The sequence below is a fragment of the Myxococcus llanfairpwllgwyngyllgogerychwyrndrobwllllantysiliogogogochensis genome, from assembly GCF_006636215.1.
In the GTDB taxonomy this organism is placed as follows: domain Bacteria; phylum Myxococcota; class Myxococcia; order Myxococcales; family Myxococcaceae; genus Myxococcus; species Myxococcus llanfairpwllgwyngyllgogerychwyrndrobwllllantysiliogogogochensis.
The window spans coordinates 1-16,960 of record NZ_VIFM01000236.1; the positions used below are offsets into that span (position 1 = coordinate 1).

The 16,960-nt window shown below is 68.6% G+C and carries 10 protein-coding genes; 3 read left to right on the forward strand and 7 right to left on the reverse strand.

Features of this window, described 5'->3' with window-relative positions:
* Positions 1-841, reverse strand: an 841-nt coding sequence (locus FJV41_RS38145) for an MFS transporter (protein ID WP_438616774.1), incomplete at its 3' end; no start/stop codon positions are given.
* Positions 842-1,033: 192 nt separating this feature from the next.
* On the reverse strand, positions 1,034-2,074 hold the full coding sequence (locus tag FJV41_RS38150) for a pirin family protein (RefSeq protein WP_141647536.1): 1,041 nt from the start codon (positions 2,072-2,074) through the stop codon (positions 1,034-1,036).
* Positions 2,075-2,319: 245 nt separating this feature from the next.
* Between FJV41_RS38150 and FJV41_RS38155 the strand changes: the two genes are divergently transcribed.
* The gene (locus FJV41_RS38155) at positions 2,320-3,420 is read left to right on the forward strand and encodes a heparan-alpha-glucosaminide N-acetyltransferase domain-containing protein (RefSeq protein ID WP_246137674.1); all 1,101 of its coding nucleotides are present in this window, start codon (positions 2,320-2,322) and stop codon (positions 3,418-3,420) included.
* On the opposite strand, the gene FJV41_RS38160 is transcribed toward FJV41_RS38155, so the two are convergent.
* Positions 3,414-3,902 (reverse strand): VOC family protein, encoded by a 489-nt coding sequence (locus FJV41_RS38160; RefSeq protein WP_141647538.1) that lies wholly within the window; start codon positions 3,900-3,902, stop codon positions 3,414-3,416. The genes FJV41_RS38155 and FJV41_RS38160 overlap by 7 nt on opposite strands.
* A gap of 98 nt (positions 3,903-4,000) precedes the next feature.
* Between FJV41_RS38160 and FJV41_RS38165 the strand changes: the two genes are divergently transcribed.
* Positions 4,001-5,854 (forward strand): vWA domain-containing protein, encoded by a 1,854-nt coding sequence (locus FJV41_RS38165; protein ID WP_141647539.1) that lies wholly within the window; start codon positions 4,001-4,003, stop codon positions 5,852-5,854.
* 330 nt (positions 5,855-6,184) lie between these two features.
* On the forward strand, positions 6,185-6,883 hold the full coding sequence (locus FJV41_RS38170; RefSeq protein ID WP_141647540.1) for an expansin EXLX1 family cellulose-binding protein: 699 nt from the start codon (positions 6,185-6,187) through the stop codon (positions 6,881-6,883).
* Positions 6,884-6,953: 70 nt separating this feature from the next.
* Here the strand turns inward: FJV41_RS38170 and FJV41_RS38175 are convergent, their stop codons facing one another.
* From FJV41_RS38175 to FJV41_RS38190, 4 genes are all read right to left on the reverse strand, one after another.
* On the reverse strand, positions 6,954-12,461 hold the full coding sequence (locus FJV41_RS38175; RefSeq protein ID WP_141647541.1) for a DNA repair ATPase: 5,508 nt from the start codon (positions 12,459-12,461) through the stop codon (positions 6,954-6,956).
* A 147-nt stretch (positions 12,462-12,608) separates the two neighbouring features.
* Positions 12,609-14,768: a flotillin family protein gene (locus tag FJV41_RS38180; RefSeq protein WP_141647542.1), complete on the reverse strand. Its 2,160-nt coding sequence runs from the start codon at positions 14,766-14,768 to the stop codon at positions 12,609-12,611.
* A 126-nt stretch (positions 14,769-14,894) separates the two neighbouring features.
* Positions 14,895-15,719: a hypothetical protein gene (locus FJV41_RS38185; protein WP_141647543.1), complete on the reverse strand. Its 825-nt coding sequence runs from the start codon at positions 15,717-15,719 to the stop codon at positions 14,895-14,897.
* Between the two features lie 224 nt (positions 15,720-15,943).
* Positions 15,944-16,960: methyltransferase (locus tag FJV41_RS38190; protein WP_246137675.1), on the reverse strand; the 1,017-nt coding region annotated here is incomplete at its 5' end.

Here is a 16,960-nt window from a genome sequence, read left to right on the forward strand (position 1 = left end):
ACCCCAGGCCCACCTGGAGCATGAGCGGCAAGAGGAACGGCGTCGCCCCCAGGCCCATCCGCACCAGCCCACCGCCCGCCGTGCTGGCCCGGAACGTCGACAGCTTCAGGAGCCGCAGGTCCAACACCGGCTTCTTCATCCGCAGCGCGTGCGCCACGTAGAGCGCGATGGCCCCCACGGCCACCAGCGCCATGCCCATCTGGATGTGCACGGGCACCAGGCCGACGCCCAGCGTCTCCGCCGCGCCAATCGTCAGGATGATGGCCACCGCCGCGATGGCATAGCCCTTCCAGTCGAACGGGCCCGGGTGCGGCTGGGGCAGCTCCGGCACGTAGCGCGACACCGCGAGCATGCCGAGCAGCCCCACGGGGACATTGATGAAGAAGATCCACGGCCAGTCCGCCACGCCGAGGATGAGGCCCGCCAGCGGCGGACCGATGAGCGGCCCCACCAGCGCCGGCATCGTGAACCAACTCAGCGCCGACACCAGCTTGTCCCGGGGCGCCGAGCCCACCACGATGAGCCTGCCCACCGGCGTCATCAGCGCGCCCCCCAACCCCTGGAGCGTGCGGAAGACGACGAGCTGGGGCAGCGTCCGCGAGAAGCCGCACAACACCGACGCGATGAGGAACACACCCATCGCCAGCATGAAGACGCGACGAGGACCGAAGCGGTCGGCCACCCAGCCACTCGCGGGCGCGAGCACCGCCAGCGCCAGGATGTAGGAAGTCAGCGCGAGCTTGAGGTGGATGGGGTCCGTGTCGAAGGCCACGGACAGCGTCGGTAGCGCGGTGGACAGCGCCGTCGAGTCGACGAACTCCATGAACAGCGCGCTCGCCACCGCGATGGACGCGAGCCGGGAGCCTCTGTTGGCGGACGCGGGCGGCGATCCAGGTGGAGAGGAGCCAGGAGAGTCGGACACCTCTCTTCTATGCACGGGAGCCCACGTGCATGTCACGCTCGACGACACGCCATCCGGGGGCTCCCTTGCTCGCGAAGGAGCCAGGGGGCCGAGCATCGGTGCCCTGACTCGTCAGGTCGGTCGCTCCAGGCGGCCATCCGCGTGGCGCGCGAAGCGCCCTTCCTCCCGGGCGTGCACCGGGTCGTCACTCTTCCAGGGCCAGCCGCCGAAGCCCGTGCGCTGGTAGTCGCTGAACGCCTGTTGGATCTCCTGGCGGGAGTTCATGACGAAGGGGCCGTGCTGCACCACGGGCTCGTTGATGGGCCGGCCCTGGAGCATCAGCAACTCCGCCTCGTCGGGGCCGTTCTCCAGCACCGCGTCCACGTCGGGGCGCAACTGGAGGACGTGTGATGCGGGGATGGCGCGGCCGCCCACCTTCAGCGCGGAGCCCTTGAAGAAGTACAGGAAGCGATTGCTCCCGCGCGCGGCGGCGGGCAGCGTCCAGCGCGCCCCCGGCGCCAGCTTGAGCGTCCAGATGGCCACGTCCGAGTCCGCCCGCGCGGCCCAGGACTTCGGCGGCGGCGGCGGGGCCTTCACCTCGCCCAGCGTTCCGGCGACGACGGTGACCTCGGTGGTGCGCCCCGCTTCATCCCTCGCGACGTGCCGGGGGATGACGTGGTCCCACAGCATGGAGAAGTGCGGCGTCACCAGCTTGTCCGCGCTCGGCAGGTTGAGCCAGATCTGGAACAGCTCCACCGGATTGGGCTGGTCCTTCTTCAAGAGCGGGAACATCTCCGAGTGCAGCACGCCGCTGCCCGCGGTGAGCCACTGCACATCCCCGCCGCCGAAGCGCGCCGCCGCGCCCAGCGAGTCCGAGTGGTCCAACAGCCCGCTGCGGACGACCGTCACGGTCTCGAAGCCCCGGTGCGGGTGCTGCGGGAAGCCGGGCACCACGGTGCCGTGGTACATGTTCCAGCCGTCCCGACCGTCGAAGTCCTGGCCGAGCTGCCGGCCCGCCAGCGACGCGGTGGGCCCCATCCGCTCGTTGCCCGCCGGGTAGGCGTCCACGTGGTGCACGCAGAACAGGAACGGGTCTGGCGTGGGCCAGGGCATCCCCCTGAGCGGGCTCAGGCCGATGACGGCGGGTTGCTCACTTCCCTGCTGCTGACTCATCCCCTGCTCCTCTGACTTTCCCGTGCTCCGAGAGCAGCTCGCGGCCGACGTGGCCCCCGCCACCGCGAGCACCTTCAGCGCCGCTCTCCGACTGACCTCATCACCCAAGGGCCACCTCACGCATGACGCCGTCTCCAGGCTGTAATCCTGGCATGGACGGGGCGCATCCTTTCATGCCCGGGGCCCGCCCGCCGAGCCGTCCTCCCCATACACGCCGACCCGGACTTGCCGTAGGGTGCGCCGCCTTGAGCCCCTCCTCGCCCCTTCCCGTGTCCCACGAGCGCGTGCGTGCCATCGACTGGCTGCGCGGCATCGCCGTCCTGTTCATGGTGCAGACGCACTCGCTGGCCCTGCTCACCCCGGAGCTGCGCAAGAGCGCCTGGGTGGGCCGCCTGCTCAAGGTCGACGGACTGGTCGCCCCCGCGTTCATCTTCTCCGCGGGCTTCGCGCTCGCGCTCGTCATGGTGCGCAGCGCCGCCAGTGGCCAACTGCGCGAGCGCGTGCCCAAGAACTTCCGCCGCACCTGCGAGGTCCTCCTGGTGGCCTCCCTGGTCAACTGGGCGTGGTTCCCGCTGCTGAGCGAGCCCAAGTGGCTCTTGCGCATGGACATCCTCCAGTGCGTGGGCGTGTGTCTGCTCCTCATGCTGCCGGTGGCCGCCGCGCTGGCGCCCCGGCCTCGCGTGCTCGCCGGCGTGAGCCTGACCCTCGCCTTCATCGTCTTCGCCGTGTCGCCCCTGGGCGAACACGTGCCCGAGCCCTGGGCCACGCTGACGAAGAAGTCCTCCTTCGCGCCCTTCCCCCTGCTGCCGTGGATGGGCTTCGCCTGGCTGGGCGCGTTCGCGGGAACACTCGCGGGCGCATGGGGCCGACGTCCGCTGGCCCTGGCGCTGCTCCTGCTCGTCGCGGTGGGCGCCATCGGCGCGGCGTCGGGAGACTTCCTCTTCCAGCTCTACCCGCACCACCGCTTCTTCGTCGCCAACCCGTCGAACTCCGCGGCGCGCTTCGCGTGGGTGTGCGCCGTGCTGCTCGGATTGATGGGGCTGGAGTCCCGGGTGCCCGCGGGCCACGCGCCCTCACGGCTGCGGCGGTTCATCGAGGTCTTCGGGACCTCGTCGCTCTCCGCCTACTTCTTCCACGAGATGCTGCTGTTCTACCGGCTTGGCGGCGTCTTCTCCTTCCAGCGCTTCTGGGGAGACCGCAGCGGCTGGGGCCAGTACTGGCTGCTCACCGCGGTGCTCATCGTCGCCACGTGGCTCTTGTGCCTGGCGTGGGACCGGCTGGAGCACCGGGTGAGGACGGCGCTCCAGTCCCTGAGCAGGAGGCTGCGCCCCGCCGTTCCTCAGTGAGCGTCGGTGGACAGGCGCTCGAACACGGCGATGACCTCCGGCGGCGCCTGGACCAGTTCGATGAGGACCCCTTCGCCACCGTAGGGGAACTGCTCGTTGCCCTTGGGGTGGACGAAGCAGATGTCGAAGCCCGCGGCGCCCTTGCGGATGCCTCCGGGGGCGAAACGCAGGCCCTGCTGCTCCAGCCACTTCACCGCGACGGGCAGGTCATCCACCCACAGGCCCACGTGGTTGAGCGGCGTCTCGTGGACCCGGGGCTTGCCCTCCGGGTTGATGGGCTGCATCAGGTCCACCTCCACCTTGAAGGGCCCCGCACCGGCGGTGACGATGTCCTCGTCCACGTTCTCCCGCTCGCTGCGGTAGGTGCCGTGAGGCGTCAAGCCCAGCAGGTCCACCCAGAGTTTGCGGAGCGGGCCCTTGTCGGCGCCGCCGATGGCGATCTGCTGGATGCCCAGGATTCGGAAGGGTCTCGAGGTCTGCATGGGCCCGGAACCTACCGGGAAAAATCGCGGGAATAGACCCATTTGTCAGGTCGTGCGTTTCGATGCGGCGCCTGTTGATTCCGTCCCCCGGAGAACACATGTCCCAGACCTTCCTGAAGCGCCGTTTGAGCCAGTGGGGAAGTGCCCTGCTCGTCGCCTGTGTCCTGCCCGCCTGCATGTCCATGGACGAGCGCCAGACCCTGACGGCTCCCGAAACGCGCTCCACCCCACGAACCCACGCCACCGCGAAGCCGGCCCCGCCTCCGAGCGCCGCGCCCCAGGACTTCGCCGCCGCGGAGGGCGACGACGCCAGGGCCACGGCCGAGTCCCCGGCGCCTCGCGAGGACCGGGCCAGGAAGGCGCCGCGAGGCATCGACGCGGAGCTGCGTGAAGAGCCTGCTCCCGAGCCCCTCATGGTCGCGCCCGCCACGGGTGCGATGGGCGGCGCGGTGGCCAATGGCGTCATCGGCCGTGCCCAGGGCGCGGAGATGGCGAAGCCCTCCCGGATGGCTCCCAAGAAGCTCGAGGCCAGCGCGCGCCTCACGGATAAGGACGTGGACGGCTCGGACGCCCACGCGGGTCCGCAGGGCAACACCTTCGAGGCCTGGAAGCCCAACACCTTCACCGAGACGAGCAAGGACCCGCTGTCCACCTTCGCCGCGGACGTCGACACCGCGTCCTATACGGTGGCCCGCCGCTACCTCCAGAACGGCAACCTGCCGCCCTCCTCCGCCGTGCGCGTCGAGGAGTTCGTCAACTACTTCAAGTACCGCTACGCCCCGCCGGAAACGGGGGCCTTCACCGTGCATCTGGAGGCCGCGCCGTCGCCCTTCGACTCGAAGCGCCACTTCGTGCGCGTGGGCGTGCAGGGCAAGGTCGTCTCGCGCTCGCAGCGCAAGCCGGCGCACCTGGTGTTCCTGGTCGACACCAGCGGCTCCATGGCGTCCCAGGACAAGCTGCCGCTCGCCAAGGAAGCCATCAAGATCGCCGTGAAGAACCTCAACGAGAACGACACGGTGGCCATCGTCACCTACGCGGGCTCCACGCGGGACGTGCTGGCGCCCACGCCGGCCACGGACGTCAAGAGCATCCACGCCGCGCTGGACGCGCTCCAGTCCGGGGGCGGCACCGCCATGGGCTCCGGCATGGAGATGGCCTACAAGCACGCGGTGAAGAAGGCCTCCGGCAAGGTGGTCTCCCGCGTCATCGTCCTCACCGACGGCGACGCCAACATCGGCCCCACGCTGAGCCCGCAGGCCATGCTGGAGAGCATCCACAAGTACGTGGCCGAGGGCGTCACCCTCACCGCCGTGGGCTTCGGCATGGGCAACTACCGCGACGACATGATGGAGAAGCTCGCGGACAAGGGCAACGGCAACTGCTTCTACGTGGACAGCTACAAGGAAGCGAAGAAGGTCTTCGAGACGCAGCTCACCGGCACGCTGGAGGTCATCGCCAAGGACGTGAAGCTCCAGGTGGAGTTCAACCCGCTCGCGGTGCGTCGCTACCGCCTGTTGGGCTACGAGAACCGGGACGTGGCGGACAACGACTTCCGCAACGACAAGGTGGACGCGGGTGAGATTGGCGCGGGCCACAACGTCACCGCGCTGTACGAGGTGGGGCTGGTGAAGGACGCCAAGGAGTCGCTCGCCACCGTGCGCGTACGTGCCAAGGCGCCCAACGGCACCGAGGCCGCCGAGCAGTCCTTCCCCTTCACGCGCTCCCTGCTGCGCGCGTCGCTGGAGGCCGCCTCGCCCGACTTCCGCTTCGCCGTGGCCGTCGCCTCCACCGCGGACATCCTCCGAGGCAATCCGGCCGCCGAGGGCTGGAGCCTGGCCACCGCGCAGAAGCTCGCCGAGGGCGCCGCCGCTGGAGACGCTGACCGCAACGAGTTCGTGAAGCTGGTGTCGCAGGCCCGCGCCCTGTCCGGCGCGTCCGCCCGCGGCGAGTAAGCAGACCCAAGCAGGTTGCAGGGGGAATGGGGTGGAAGGCCCGGGGGGCGCCTTCCACCCCATTATTTTTCCGGCGAGCCTCCCGGACGCGCTCAGTACGCGACGACGGTGGGTGGCGTGGTGCTGGTGAAGAAGTCTGGGAACGTGGCGATGTAGAGGACCACCGCCACACAAAGACAGACATCGCGTCTGAAGAATCTCATGACGTGACGACCCCCTTGTTCGTTTGAAAGCGGCGACACGCCAACAGCCCCGCAAGTCATTGCACCGACATTTCCGTGAGCGTGGGGAGGGCACGGCGCGGACACGTTGCGGTATCCTTCGGGCCGTATGCGCCCATCCCACCTGCCCTCCCGCCTCCTGCTCGTTCCCATGGCCACCCTCTTCCTCGCGTGTGGAGGATGCGGTGATGACCCCAGCGGAGGAGGCGTCCCCCTGGGGGAGGAGCAGAAGGGCATCGCCACGTACTACGACGCCACCGGCGCGGGGAACTGCAGCTACGACGCCAGCCCGGATGACTTGATGGTCGCGGCGATGAACACCCCGCAGTACGCGAACAGCGCGGCATGTGGCCAGTGCGTGGACATCCAGGGGCCCAGCGGCAACGTGCGGGTGCGAATCGTGGACAGGTGCCCGGAGTGCGAGGCCGGTCACCTGGACCTCAGCCGGCAGGCCTTCGCGAAGATCGCCGAGATGCGGCTGGGCCGCGTGGACATCACCTGGAAGGTGGTCTCCTGCGACGTGGCCGGCGGCCTGGAGTACCACTTCAAGAACGGCAGCAACCCGTGGTGGACCGCCATCCAGGTGCGCAACCACCGCGTGCCCATCTCCAAGCTGGAGTGGCGTCGTGGCGACGGCGCGTGGAAGGACGTCCCGCGCGAGGACTACAACTACTTCGTCAACGGCGACGGCATGGGCGAAGGCTCCTTCACCGTGCGCGTGACGTCGACCACCGGCGAGCAGGTGGAGGACACCCTGCCCCGCGTGCTGGACAACGACACCTTCGAGGGCTCCGCCCAGTTCCGCTGACGCGGGGCCGCTTTCGCACCGGCCGAGGCTCGACACACCATCGAGCCCCGGCCGCGAAAGCTCCGAGCGACTACCGACGCAGCATGGAGCGCAGCAGCTCCAGCGCCTCGGTGACGTTCTGCCAGACCTGGAGCGACTTGACGTTCTCACCCTCGCCCTGCACGGCGCGACGGGAGGCCCGCTCCAGGGGCAGCAGCACGCCCTCCACCAGCTCTATCTGCCGGCTCAGCTCCGCCGGAGAAGGCCCTGCCACGGCGGCCCGCTGGAGCGCCTCCGCGGGCATCTGCGCGGACACGTTCACCGGCCGGTCCGCGAGCGCGGAGAGCGCCCTGGAGAGCTGCTCCATGTACGGCCCGAAGTCCTGGGCCGGGGCCTGCTGCGCCACGGGCGCCTGGGCGGACGTCGCCACCCGTTCAGTCAGCGCCTTGAGGAGCTGCGCCATGTGCTTGAGGTATGGCGCCAGGTCGGTCGCCGGCGCGGCCACCGGCAGAGGCGGCGGACTGTCCTTCGCCTCGCGCCCCACCTTCGCCACTTCCAGCACGGCGTCGCGCAGGGCCTCCAGGTAGGGCAGCGCCTCGGCCGTCGGGTCCTCGTTCCGGTCCGCGGAGGCCTGCTGCACCTGGGTGGCCGCGTTCGCCACCGCGTCGCGCACCGCGCCGAGCTGCTCTTCGATTCCACTGAGCTGACCGGTGACGCGCGCCACGGGGTCGTCCTCCTTGCCCCCCATGCGCTTGACGCGCGCGAAGCCCTGTTTGATGTCCTCCCACCGCTTCGCCTTCTCCGGCGTCAGGCGGCCACGCATCTCCGCCAGCTTGAGCAGGTTCTGCTCCGCCGCCGTGGTGAGCGTCTGGGATTCGCCCTGGTAGTGGTCGTCGACGAGCCGCTCCAGCTCCGCGTCCGTCATGGCCGCGACCAGCTTCTCCGACAGCTTGTTCATGTTGCGGTAGGAGCCCTGGAGCTTGAAGGCGGGCTCCGCGCGGAAGCGCTCGTCCTGCGCCGCCGAGGCGATGTACTGCATGTTCACCTTCAGCAGCACCGACTGCACCCGGAACATCCGCTGGAAGATGGCGATGATCTCCTGCAGCTCCGCCGCCGCGTAGCCGTGCTTCAGCTCGCCCGCGGGCACCTCCTCGCCCTGCGCCATGCGAAGCAGTCGGTGCGTGTCCGCCGCGTCGCGAGTGGCCAGCGGCGCCGTCACCGGGTTGGAGGTCAGCGCGTTCTCCAGGTAGCTCAGCGCGAACAGGTGCTCCTTGCCGTCGAGAATCTCACCCAGGTTGTAGGTGTCCGCGCGGTTGGCGAGCATGTCCGGAATGCGGAAGCGCTCACCCGTCTCCGTGTAGGGATTGCCGGCCATGACCACGCAGAACTTCTTGCCGCGCAAGTCATAGGTCCGCGTCCGGCCGTTCCACACGCCCTCCACGCGGCGCTGGCCGTCGCAGAGCGAGATGAACTTCTGGAGCAGCTCCGGGTCCGTGTGCTGGATGTCGTCGAGGTAGAGCATCACGTTGTTGCCCATCTCGAAGGACAGGTTGATGCGCTCCACCTCCTGCCGCGACGTGGCGTTGGGCGCCTCCGCCGGGTCCAATGACTTCACCGAGTGGCCCAGCGCGGGGCCGTTCACCTTGACGAAGGTGAGGCCCAGCCGGCTCGCCACGTACTCCATCAACGTCGTCTTGCCGTAGCCCGGCGGCGACATGAGCAACAGCATGCCCATGCGGTCCGTGCGCTTGCCCTCGCCCGCCGCGCCCAACTGCTTGGCGAGGTTGGCGCCGATGAGCGGCAGGTACACCTCGTCGATGAGGCGGTTGCGCACGAAGGACGACAGCACCTTCGGCGTCAGCTCCTCCAGGCGCAGCTTGCGGCGCTCACGCTCCAGCAAGTCCCGCAGCAGTCCACGGTACGTCTGGTATTGCGGCACGCGGAGCTGACGGAACTCGCCCAGCCGCGCCAGGAACTCGTCCAGGCGCAAGGACAGCTTCCGGTCGTGCACGCGCGGGTGACTGCCCAGAAGCCCCGTCACCTCGGCCGCCGTCAGCGCGCCCGCGGGCTCGCGGTCCAGCTTGCGCTCGGTGAGCAGCAACACCGCCGTCTCCAGTGCGAAGTAGCCCGCGTCACCGGGGCCCCCGTCGCGCTGGGCCAGATACGCCTCCACCCACGCCTTGGCGATGAGCAGCCGCGAGGACAGGTCCTTCTCCAGTCCGCGCAGGTCCTCCTCGAAGGCGGTCCGGGTGCCCTGGCGCTCCAACTGCGCCAGGAACGCGTCGCGCAGCACCACCGCCTCGCCGCTCGTGGTGAAGCGGGGCCGGTCCACCGCCAGCTCCTCCACGAGGTAACGCCCCGCCTGACGAGCCTCCGCCGGCGAGTGCGCGAGCCCCTGCGCCTTGAGGAACGCCTCCACGGCCTCCCCCAACGCGAGCCCCAGCTCGGACAGGCTTCCGACCGAGGAGAACGTCTGACGCAGCCGAGCGAGGCTCCGCGCCCGACGGTGCAACAGCGTCCGCGCGCCCTCGTCGGAGTCGAAGGCCCAATACAGCGAGGCCCACGCGCGAGGCACCGGCGCGAAGCGCAAGAGACCCGCGCCCTGGTGCAGCGTCAGCAGCTTCTCCAGCACCGCCGCCGCGTCCACGTCATGCACGCCGCGCTCGTAGCCTTCATCGAAGCGATCCGCCGCGTAGGTGCGCACCCGCTCCAGCAGCGTGCCGGCGATCACCGCCTCATGCAGCGCGGATAGCGTCAGCCCGCCCTTGCCGTCCTCCGCGTCGGAGAGGATGCAGGAGGCCAGGTACTCCACGCGGTACACGTCCCGCGTCTCGGAGACCAGGTGCTGCTCCCAGAGGCCCTGGTGCTTGAGCAGCTCCGGGTCTTCCAACTTCTGCGCGTAGTCGGAGCCGGTGAGCTGGAGATAGAGCGCGCCGTCTCTCGGAACCAACGTCAGGTCCAACGGCTGCGTGTTGACGTTGAAGCGGTAGGTGCCCAGCTTGATGAGCGAATCGCCGTCCGCGAACAGGTCCTGCTTGTCGCGCAGCGCCCGCAGCGCGTCCTGCTTGGCGGACTTGAGCCGCGACAACACCTCATCCGAGCGAACGCTGTCCTGGAGTCCCAGGAGCTGCTCGGAGAGCTGCCGCAGCTTGAGGATCATCGCGTCGGTGGCGAAGTACCCGTTGAGCTCGTCGTCCGACTTGAACGACTTGGAGCGGCGCTGCACGCCCTGGAGGATTCGCTCCGCGGCGCCGAAGAGGCTCTGGGCCCGGCGCTGCCGCTCATCCACCAGCGTCTGCTTGCGAGCGCCGAACGCCTCCAGCAGCTCCTCGCGCTTCTGGGTGATCTGCCCCAGGAACTCGTCGAACTCACCGAAGCGCCCTTCCAGCTCCTCCAACTGCACCGTGAGACGCGACAGCCCCTCGTCGCACTTCTCCGGCTGGTCCGCCTGGGCCAGCGCGTTCTCGATGGCCTGCCCCAGCAGCTTGAACTGGGCGCCGAACTCCGCGCGCTTCTCCCGGCTGGACAGCTCCTTGCGCTTGGCCGCGAGGCTCGCGCGCACGCGGTTGAGCCGGCCGAACAGCTCGGAGATGCCCTCCAGGATGCGGGCTCGGGCCAGTGGGTCACCCACCTGGAGTCCGCCGACGACTTCACCCAGCACCGTGAGGCCCTGGGCCGTCTTCTCGATGTCCTCGCCCAGCGGCGCCAGCTCCACCGTCGTCTTCACCGGCTCCAGCTTCGCGAGCAGTTCGTCCAGGCGCGCGGCCAGGGGCTGAAGCGCCTCTCCCTTCTGGAGGAAGTCCACGCAGCCGGAGCTGGTGTTGTCGGACGCCTCCACCACCGCCTTCTCCAGGGCATCCACGCGCCCCAGGTCCATGTAGCGGATGTCCTTCAGCGTGATGAGGTGCCCGCGCTGCTGACGCAACTCCGCCAGCACGTGCATGAACTCCTCGGCCGAGGTGAGCAGCTCCGGCTGCACGCGTCCCAGCAACTTCGTCTGCGCCTTCTCCGCCTCGGCCAGCGACTCGGACGCGCGCTTCTGGAGGGCGAGCACCTTCTCGAACTCATCGATGATGAGCTCGGACGTGCGGCGCAACAGCTCCACGGGCTCCTGCAGGCCCGTCTCCGCGTGGCCCAGCCAGTAGTACGCATCCAGCGCGCGCGTGGCGGCGGCGACCAGGTCCTCGTACGTGCGGCGGTTGGGCTTGTCCGTCTTCGCGATGCGCTGGAGCGTCAGCGAGTCGGAGATGCCTCGCACCAGCTCCGCGTTGCCCACCTTGCCCAGATAGCCGGGCGCCGTGGGTGCCGCCGCCGCGTGCTCGTCCGATACGAAGGGCGTCTGCCACACCTGCATCGGGTGAACCCGCGTGGGCTCCTGCGACGTCTCGCGGAACACCACCAGCCCGCCGTCCGCGAAGAGGCTGTAGCCATTGCACACCAGCGGGTTCTGCACCTCCTTGCGCACCAGGTTGTACGGGAAGAGCAGGTACCGGCCCTCCTCGCGCTGGTGGAAGATGTAGAGGACGTCTTCGCCGTTGGGTGAGCGGATGACGTGCTTGAACTCCATCCCCGAGCCAGTGGCGTCACCGTCGAAGACCTTGTAGTCGCCCGTCTGGAGGTAATAGCCCCCGGGGAAGATGATGCCCTGGTCCTCGGGCAGCCGGATGCAGGCCTGGCCGATGGCGTCGATTCGCACCACGTGCTGCGTGCGCGAGTTGAACACCAGGTAGCGCCAGGCCTTCTCGCGGAAGGGCAGCACCCGGATGAGGATGAGCGTTCCCACCCGGGCCCAGGCGAACCGCGCGTCGTCCAGCGACTGGTTCGCGTCCTCCACCGGCTCGCTGTAGATGCCCAGGCCGGACGAGGTGTTGTTCTCCACCTTGACGGTGAGGTCGCCCTTCACCGTCTCCACGAACACCTGATCCAACACGTTGACGTGCGGGTGCTGGCCCAGCACGTAGTTCTCGCGCGTGGCCACCGTCCACTCGAAGTCGTGCGACGGGGGGAAGACGTGGTCCTTCTCGCCCTGGTTGTCCAGGTAGGTGGCGCGGCCCTCGGTGTCCAGGTTGAAGCGGAACACCTTGAGGTCTCGCGCCGTCTGGCCCGTCTGGAAGATGGCCAGGAGCCGCGCGTCCTTGCGCCTCAACTGCAGGAGCTTCGCGTCCTTGTAGTACCGGTACAGCTCGCTGAAGTCCTTGACGAAGCGCGGGTCGGCCAGGAACCCGCCGGCTTCCGTGTGCGGCACGGCGGACAAATCAAACCCGTCGGCCGTCTTCTCGAACCGGTGCAGCGAGAAGACATCCGCGACGGACGTCTCCTTCTTCAACCCGATGAAGACGTTGTAGCCAAAGAGCAGGTACTTGCCGACGCTGACGATGTCGCGCGCCACGCAGTTGTTCTCGGTGCGCACCCGCTCGTTGCCTGTGACCGCCAGCTCCGAGCCGCCGAAGAACGCCTTGCGCCGCGCATTGAGGTCGTTCGCCTTCGCGCCCAGCACGTCCGCCTGTGCCAGCAGGCGCGTCCGGATGACCTCGTAGCTGCCCCCCTCTAGCGCCGCCTCGCCCGTGGGCGCCGCGCCCTTGCCACCGTCAGTTGCCATGAGTGCTCACCGGAAAGTTTCGCGGGGACCCCACCCCCGTCCCACCCGGATGGGAGGGACGCCACCCCGGAAGGCTTGGGGGCGAGGTCGTCGTGACGCCATGCCCGCCCTCGCGCTCGGCGAGGGCGGACCCTTCTGCTGCCCGAATCAGCCCTGCTTGTCGGAGGCGGCCGGCTTGCCCTCGGCGCCCAGGAGCGCCTTCAGGTTCGCCGCCGGGTCCGTGGGGCCGGGCGTCATGCGGTGCAGCAGCGCCGCCACCGCCAGGTTCTGCGCGTCATTGCTCAGACCCGGCTTGGAGAGGATCTCCTTGAGGTCCGCCGGCAGGTCCTTCTGGCCGTTGAGGTAGCCCCCCAGCGCCGTCTTCAGGGCCTCGCCGTGGTCCAACGCGCCGTCCACCGCGGTGCCGAACGACACCGCCTTGACGAAGCGCTCGAAGAACTGGCCGTCGCCACCGACGATGTTGAACTTCGCGTTGGCGAACGCCTTGGCCAGCACCTCGGCCTGGGCATGGGCGATGTCCTTGCGCACGCGGATCGTCTCCAGCTCGATGTCGCGCTCCTTGTTGAGCTTGAGGCGGAACTCCTCGTGCTCGCGGCCCACGCCGTCCATCAACTTCATGGACGCCGCCTTCTCCGCGAGGCCCCGGGCCTCGGCGAACAGCTTCTCCTGGATGGACGAGGCCTCGGCGAGCTGCATCTCCTTCGTGGCGAACGCCTCCGCCTCGCCGCGCTTGTGGATGGCCACCGCCTCGGCCTCCTGCACGCGAGCCCGGGCGATGCCCTTCTCCTGCTCACCCGCGGCCTCCGCCAGCAGCCGCTCACGGACGACCTGCGCCTGCGCGTGGCCCTGCTTCTCGATCGCGCCGGCCTCCGCCTCCTTCACGCGCACCTGCGCCATGCCCAGCTTCTCCGTGGCCGCGGCGTCCGCTTCCTTCACACGGATGCCCGCCAGGCCCTCGGCGGCGGACTCGGCCTGGATGCCGTCGGCCAGGCGCATCTTCGCCTTCGCCGTCTTGTCGGCGGCCTCGAGGTCCGCCTCGGCGAGGGTGAGCTTCTCCTTCGCCATGAACACCGCCATCTCGCTGTTGGCCTTGGCGGCGTTCACGTCCTTGACGGTCTTCTCCTGCGCCTGGGCCTCGGCGTTGATGATGATCGCCTGCTTCTTGCGAAGGGCGTCGGACTCCACGCGCAGGTCCTTGATGCGCTCCTCCTCCTGCGCCACCGTCTTCTCCACGGCGATGCGAGCGCGCACCACGTCGGCGATGTTCTTCTTCTGCTCCTCGAGCGCCTTCTCCTTGTCGATGCGCTCCAGCTCCGTCTCACGCTCCCGGCTGATGGCCGCCAGCGAGCGGGCGCGCTCCACGTTCTCCGCCTCGACTCCCACTTCGCGCTCGCGGTGCTTCTGGGCCACTTCCACGTCGCGCGACTTGTTCTGCTCCTGGACGAGGATCTCCTGCTCCGCCTTGATGCGGGCGAGCTGCGCCTTGGAGTACTGCTCCTGCTTCACGCGCTCGGTCTCCGCGGACTCCTCGGCCTGCACCGTCTCGATGGCGCGCCGCTGCTTCGCGGAGGCCTCTTCACGCTGACGCTCCAGCTCGAAGATGCTCTGGTCGGCTTCCACGTTGCGCTTCGTCACCGCCTGGCGCTCCGTCTGGCGCAGCTCGTTGGTGACGATGTTCTGCTCGGTGGTCAGCTTGGTGATCTTCCGGATGCCCTCGGCGTCGAGGATGTTGTCCTTGTCGAGCATCTCGACCGGGGTCTGCTCCAGATAGTCGATGGCGCAGTCCTCCAGCATGTAGCCGTTGAGGTCCCGGCCAATCACCTCCACCACGTTGTCCTTGATCTCCGCGCGCTTGGTGTAGAGGTCCACGAAGTTGAAGTTCTTGCCCACCGTCTTGAGGGCTTCGGAGAACTTGGCCTCGAAGAGCTTCTCGAGCGTCTCCTGGTCGCTGGCGCGCACGCAGCCGATGGACTGGGCGACCTTGAGCACGTCCTCACGCGTCTTGTTCACGCGCACGAAGAAGGTGACCTTGATGTCCGCCCGGATGTTGTCCTGGCAGATGAGGCCTTCCTTGCCGCGACGGTCGATCTCCACCGTCTTCAGCGCGATGTCCATCACCTCGGCCCGGTTGATGATGGGGAAGACCACCGCGCCGGTGAAGGTCACGAGCGGCTCGGTCTTCAGCGTGTTGACGATGAGCACCTTGCCCTGATCCACCTGCCGGTACAGGCGAACGATGGTGAGGACGATGCCCGTGAGGAGGATGACGCCTCCGCCGACGGCGGCTACCAAGGTGATGGGATCCATGGCCTTTTTCCTGTGAAGTATTGACAGCGGGCCTTGTATCAGGCGCCAGAGATCCCCCGCGAAAGCCCTCTGGCGTCGAATCCACACACGGTCCGCCCCCCTGAGCGGACCGCGCCTCGACTCAAGTCATGTACGCGCTCGCGCGCGGGCCAGCGCCGCGGCCCGAGCGGGGTCGCGAAGCTGATCCATCTCTTCCGGCAACAGCCAGTCCACGGGCTCCACCTCGTAGACATCCCGCTGGGCGTCGTACGACAGCACCAGCGCGGGATCTCCCCGCTTGAGCCCGTTCTTCTTCGAGCAGACCACGTTCAAGATGAAGCCCGCCTCGCCGTCCTCGAACGTCGCGTGGCCGTTGCGGTCCGTGACACCGCCGCTGGAGATGGTGCAGACCCGGCCCATCAGCGAGTCACGCCCGGGCGCCTTGCGCGCCACGAAGACGGGCTTGAGCGGCCGCACGGCGATGCCCGAAATCACCAGCCCCGCGACGAAGCACAAGAGCCCCACCGCGCTGCTGATCAACCACGAGGGCAGCACGCCTCCGAGCGCCGCGTGCGCGGGCGGGGTCGCCACGAGCGACAGGAACCACGAGAAGAACGAGACGAGGCTCACGGACACCGTGAGCGGGATGCCCGCGAAACCCAGCGTGGAGAGGATGCCGCCGTCCACGTGCGCGTCGTGGTCGTGGGCGCCCATCGCCTTGCCGCCGCCCTGGAGGGCCTCGCCCGCCGCCTTCGCTCCACCTTCCAGCGTCCCGGCCAGGGCCTTGCCCCCGCCCTCGAACGCCGCACCCAGTGCCTTTCCACCCGATTCGAAGTCGACGTGGCCGCCATCGAGCAGGTCGATACCCACTGCCCCGATGATGACGAACAGCCAATATGTGAGCACCACGCCCATGGCGGTGGTGAAGATCGCGGTCGGGAACGCGAGGATGGCGTCGAAGAAGGGCGTCATCGTCGCCCGGGACTCTAATCGAGCCTGATTCCCTCCGAAAACCGCCCCCGTCGATTTCCTGGACGGACGCTCGCCGAGCCTCCGAGCGAAGCCCGCATCGTCAAGCAGCCCCCGGCGTCACGACTCCTGGAGGGCCGCGACGGGCGTCCGGGGTCCACCCCCACCCGGACATGGGAGCACGGGCCCGGCGTGAGCTGCGACGCCGGGCCGTGGGAATGCGCGACTCAGGCGGGGACGACCTCCACCACGCTGGGCGGCATGTACGTCGGCAGCACGCGATGGATGCGCAGCCCGGCCTTCTCCAACAGCGCGGTGTACTCCGTCCCCGTGCGCTCCTGGCCGCCCACCAGCACGAGCATGGCCATGTCGTAGAGGTTTCCGAAGTGCGACACGTTGTCGCCCGGCAGCACCGTCTCCACGATGAGCAACTTCGCGCCCGGATGCATCGCCTCGCGCACGTTGGTGAGGATCTTCAGGCTGCGCTCGTCGTCCCAGTCGTGGAGGATCTGCGACAGGATGTAGATGTCGTAACCCGACGGAATCTTCTCGAAGAAGTTGCCCTCCAGCACCTCGCTGCGCGATGCCATGCCCAGGTTCGACAGGCGCGCGGTGGCCTCCGCCTTGACGTGCGGCAGTTCGAAGAGCGCGCCCCGGAGGTTCGGATGGGACTGGAGGATGTGCGCCAGCAGCGTGCCCGTTCCACCGCCCACGTCCACCACGGACTTCGCGGTGGAGAAGTCATACGCGCCCACCACCGCCGGAGCGTTGAGACTCTGATACGCGGCCATGCTGCCGTTGAAGATGGCCGCGTCCTCGGGGTGCTTGGACATGTAGCCAAAGAAGCTGTCCCCCATGAACTTCTCCACGGAGGGTTGCCCCGTCTTCAGCGACGACACCAGGTCTCCCCACGCCTGCCAGGACAACAGGTGGCCGTGCGCGCGCAGTGAGCCATACACCGAGCCCGGGCTGTCCTTCTGAAGCATCCTGCCCAGCTCCGTGAGACCGAAACGCTGGCTCTGCTCGTCCTTGACCAGCACCCCCAGGCCGGTCAGGAGTCGGAGCATGCGTCTCAACGCCGGAGCATGGGTGCCGCTCGCCTGCGCGAGCTCCTCCACGCTCTTCGGCTCATCACCGATGGTGTCCGCGATACCCAACTCCGCCATGATCTGCAGGCTGCGAGAGACCCAGAAGCCGTAGACCATCTGGGTCATCACGACAGCGGGCGGAGGTGAGCTGGGGGC

Excerpts from the sequence above, each read along its gene's own strand:
- FJV41_RS38150 (WP_141647536.1), bottom strand. The coding sequence starts at position 2,074 with ATGAGTCAGCAGCAGGGAAGTGAGCAACCCGCCGTCATCGGCCTGAGC.
- FJV41_RS38160 (WP_141647538.1), bottom strand. The coding sequence starts at position 3,902 with ATGCAGACCTCGAGACCCTTCCGAATCCTGGGCATCCAGCAGATCGCC.
- FJV41_RS38165 (WP_141647539.1), top strand. The coding sequence starts at position 4,001 with ATGTCCCAGACCTTCCTGAAGCGCCGTTTGAGCCAGTGGGGAAGTGCC.
- FJV41_RS38170 (WP_141647540.1), top strand. The coding sequence starts at position 6,185 with ATGCGCCCATCCCACCTGCCCTCCCGCCTCCTGCTCGTTCCCATGGCC.
- FJV41_RS38175 (WP_141647541.1), bottom strand. The coding sequence starts at position 12,461 with ATGGCAACTGACGGTGGCAAGGGCGCGGCGCCCACGGGCGAGGCGGCG.
- FJV41_RS38180 (WP_141647542.1), bottom strand. The coding sequence starts at position 14,768 with ATGGATCCCATCACCTTGGTAGCCGCCGTCGGCGGAGGCGTCATCCTC.
- FJV41_RS38185 (WP_141647543.1), bottom strand. The coding sequence starts at position 15,719 with ATGACGCCCTTCTTCGACGCCATCCTCGCGTTCCCGACCGCGATCTTC.